Below are 3,311 nucleotides of genomic sequence, written 5' to 3' on the forward strand. Positions count from 1 at the left end.
ACCAAACCAAAGACGCAAGAGAAAAAACACGCCAAACGACATAAAATCGTCACCACACTGTTCGTACAATGAAAATTTATGCAAACGAGCCGCAAGTAGTGTGGGTGGAAAAAAGGCGGCAGCAGGGCTAGGCGACTCACTGCTTCATTACCCTGTACGTTCAAACGTTCTGCGTCCGGACTACAAAAGGCGCGACCCTTCAGGGTCGCGCCTCTACATGGTATTGAAGGACAGTAAGGTCAGCGCTTCGAGAACTGGAAGCTACGACGCGCCTTTGCCTTGCCGTACTTCTTGCGTTCCACCACACGGCTGTCGCGGGTCAGGAATCCTGCCGCCTTCAGCGCGGCGCGCAGGCCCGGCTCGTGCAGTTGAAGCGCCTGGCTGATGCCGTGCTTCACGGCACCGGCCTGACCCGACAGGCCGCCACCCTTGACCGTTGCCAGAACGTCATACTGACCGGCAACCCCCGCCACGTCAAACGGCTGGCGCAGGATCATCTGCAGAACCGGGCGTGCGAAGTAGGCGTTGATGTCCTTGCCGTTCACGGTGACCTTGCCGGAGCCCGGCTTGACCCACACGCGGGCAACAGCGTCCTTGCGCTTGCCGGTGGCATAGCTGCGGCCGCTCTCGTCGCGCTGGGGCCGACGCTCGATAGCGGCTTCGACGACAGCTGCGGGCGTGCCCGATACAGCCGACTTCAGATCGTCCAGAGTTTTGATGTCTTCGGCCATGATCATGCGCTCCGGGTGTTTTTGACGTTCAGGACCTTGACGTCCAGAACTTCGGGCTGCTGCGCTTCGTGCGGGTGCTCGGCGCCGGCGTAAACGCGCAGATGCGTCATCTGCTGCTTGCCCAGCTTGTTGCGGCTGATCATGCGCTCGACGGCCTTGACCACCACGCGCTCGGGATGCGCGCCTTCCAGGATCTGGCGTGCGGTCCGGTGCTTGATGCCGCCCGGGTGGCCGGTATGCCAGTAATATTTCTTGTCGTCACGCTTGTTGCCGGTCATCTGCACCTTGTCGGCATTGATGATGATGACATTGTCGCCCATGTCCATGTGCGGCGTGAACGTCGGCTTGTGCTTGCCGCGCAGGCGGCTGGCGACGATCGTGGCGAGGCGGCCCAGAACGACGCCCTCAGCGTCGATGAGGATCCACTTCTTCTCGATCTCCGCCGGTTTCGCGGTATAGGTTTTCATCTGTCGTCCCTTCAGGGTCGTAATCATTCGAGATGGCGGTATATCGGCAATCGCGCATCCTGCGTCAAGGGGCCAAGAGGTCGATAAATGCAGCCTTTCCAACTAGTTAAAACTTAGGTATCAAAATACCGGCTCACAACCTCTCGAAATCCCGCTATTTCGGCGGAATCGAGTAGGTCATCGAGCATCGTGCAACCGGCGCCTCAACACCGTCCGAAAAGATTAGGGCCTCGGCCACCGCCAGCACCCGCCCCAGCTTCAGAAGCCGGCATCGAGCGATCAGATCGACCCCGGCGGCAGGCTTGCGCATGAAATCCACCGACGCGTTTGTCGTCACCGCCAGTGCGACCGGCCCCAATCTCGACAGGATAGCGCAATAAACAGCCAGATCGGCCAGCGCAAAGATCGAAGGACCGCTGATAGTGCCCCCTGGCCTCAGATGCTCGGTCCCCACGACCATACGGGCCGTCAGGACCTCCTTATCGACATGCTCGACCCGATAGCTCTTGGCAACCTGTGGAAACTCCTTTGCCAGAAAGGCATTCAGCGCTTCTGCGTCCATGGTCATGTTGCTTCCCCTGTCTCTGAGTCCCCCTTACGCTGTCGAAAACGGAGGAGAGTGCAAGATGGACCTGCTGCTGATACGTGAAGACAGGGGGCCAGTCGCGCGGCTGCGCCTGAACAGCCCCGCGTCCTTCAACGCCCTTTCGCTGGACATGATTGAAGCGCTGCTGGTGGCACTCGACGATATCGCACGGGACGACCGGGTTCGGGTCGTAACTATCGCGGCCAGCGGCAAGGCCTTTTCCGCCGGGCATGATCTGCGCCAGATGCAGGCAATGCGAAATACCCCCGACAAGGGCGAGGCCGAACTGCGGCATCTGTTTTCCCGCTGCGCCGACCTGATGCAGGCACTCCCTGCCCTGCCCCAGCCTGTCATTGCCGAAGTCCAAGGGATTGCCACGGCTGCGGGTTGTCAGCTGGTGGCCTCTTGCGATCTGGCCATCGCGGCTGAAAACGCGAAATTCGGGGTGAACGGAATATCGATCGGCCTCTTCTGTTCGACCCCCATGGTGGCGCTGACGCGCGCCGTTCCGCCCAAGGCCGCGTTCGAGATGCTGATGACCGGCGACTTCATCACCGCCACGCGTGCCGAAGCGTTGGGCCTCGTCAATCGTGTCGTTCCCGGTACCGAGCTGGAGGCCGAGACGCAGCGTCTGGCCGACAGCATCGCCAGCAAGCTGCCCGCCGCGATCCGCTTGGGCAAGCGCGCCTTCCACCAGCAGGCGGGACAAGAACTGGCGGCCGCCTATGGACTGACCGGTGATGCCATGTGCCGCAACATGCTTCTGGACGATACGGCCGAGGGTATCGCCGCCTTTCTCGAAAAGCGCGCGCCAAGCTGGAGTTGACGACCGGATCAGGCTTGGTCCAGCGCCTCTACAAGCCGGACGAAATGGTCTCCGCGCTTTTCAAAGTTCGGGTATTGATCGAAGCTGGCCGCCGCAGGCGCCAGCAGAACGGTGTCACCCGGCTCTGCCTCTGCTGCGGCATGGGCCACGGCCTGGTCCATCGTTTCCGCGATCTCGTAAGGGGTTTGACCGATCTCGAGGGCGAAATCCCGGGCGGAATGCCCGATCAGGTAAGCCTTGGTCACCTGCCCCAGATGCGGTGCAAGGGCTGCGATGCCCCCTTCCTTGCCCAAGCCGCCGGCGATCCAGCGTATCCTGCTGAACGCTTGCAGCGCCTTGGCGGCGGCATCGACATTGGTCGCCTTTGAATCGTTGACATAACGGACACCGCCGATTTCTGCCACTGTCTGGCTCCGATGCGGCAGGCCGGCAAAGCTGTGGAAGGCAGCCTCGATCTCGCGTGGGGCAAGGCCGACGGCGCGGCAGGCGGCATAGGCAGCACAGGCGTTCTGGTGGTTATGCGCGCCCGGAAGTCCTCGCATGTCCCTCAGGTCGATCGATGCAGCCTGACGGCCCTTGCGGTATTCGGACAAAAAGCCCTTGCGCGCGAATACCGACCACGCAGCACCGTCCAGCTTTTGCGCCGCCGAAATGCGGATGACGCGATCATCGGCCGGACCCATGGAAAGCTGGTTGGCCAG

General features: G+C 61.6%; 5 protein-coding genes. 1 reads left to right on the forward strand and 4 read right to left on the reverse strand.

What is annotated here, in order from left to right; translation table 11 throughout:
• Positions 1-239: 239 nt before the first annotated feature.
• The 3 genes from rpsI to ACLHHB_RS17120 all read right to left on the reverse strand — a co-directional run bounded on the left by rpsI (position 240) and on the right by ACLHHB_RS17120 (position 1,760).
• A complete protein-coding gene (rpsI, locus tag ACLHHB_RS17110; protein WP_410219489.1) occupies positions 240-731 on the reverse strand; it encodes a 30S ribosomal protein S9 in 492 nt (163 codons plus the stop codon).
• A 2-nt stretch (positions 732-733) separates the two neighbouring features.
• Positions 734-1,198 carry a 50S ribosomal protein L13 gene (gene rplM, locus ACLHHB_RS17115; RefSeq protein WP_410219490.1) on the reverse strand — a complete coding sequence of 155 codons (465 nt, stop codon included), beginning with the start codon at positions 1,196-1,198 and terminating at the stop codon, positions 734-736.
• A gap of 154 nt (positions 1,199-1,352) precedes the next feature.
• Complete coding sequence (locus tag ACLHHB_RS17120) at positions 1,353-1,760, reverse strand: PaaI family thioesterase (protein WP_410219493.1); 408 nt, start codon at positions 1,758-1,760, stop codon at positions 1,353-1,355.
• A 64-nt stretch (positions 1,761-1,824) separates the two neighbouring features.
• On the opposite strand from ACLHHB_RS17120, the gene ACLHHB_RS17125 reads away from it, so the two are divergent.
• A complete protein-coding gene (locus ACLHHB_RS17125; protein ID WP_410219491.1) occupies positions 1,825-2,610 on the forward strand; it encodes an enoyl-CoA hydratase in 786 nt (261 codons plus the stop codon).
• 8 nt (positions 2,611-2,618) lie between these two features.
• Here the strand turns inward: ACLHHB_RS17125 and ACLHHB_RS17130 are convergent.
• On the reverse strand, positions 2,619-3,311 hold a 693-nt coding region (locus ACLHHB_RS17130; RefSeq protein WP_410219492.1), incomplete at its 5' end, for a glutamate ligase domain-containing protein.

The organism is Paracoccus sp. (in: a-proteobacteria) (assembly GCF_046462195.1).
Lineage (GTDB): Bacteria > Pseudomonadota > Alphaproteobacteria > Rhodobacterales > Rhodobacteraceae > Paracoccus.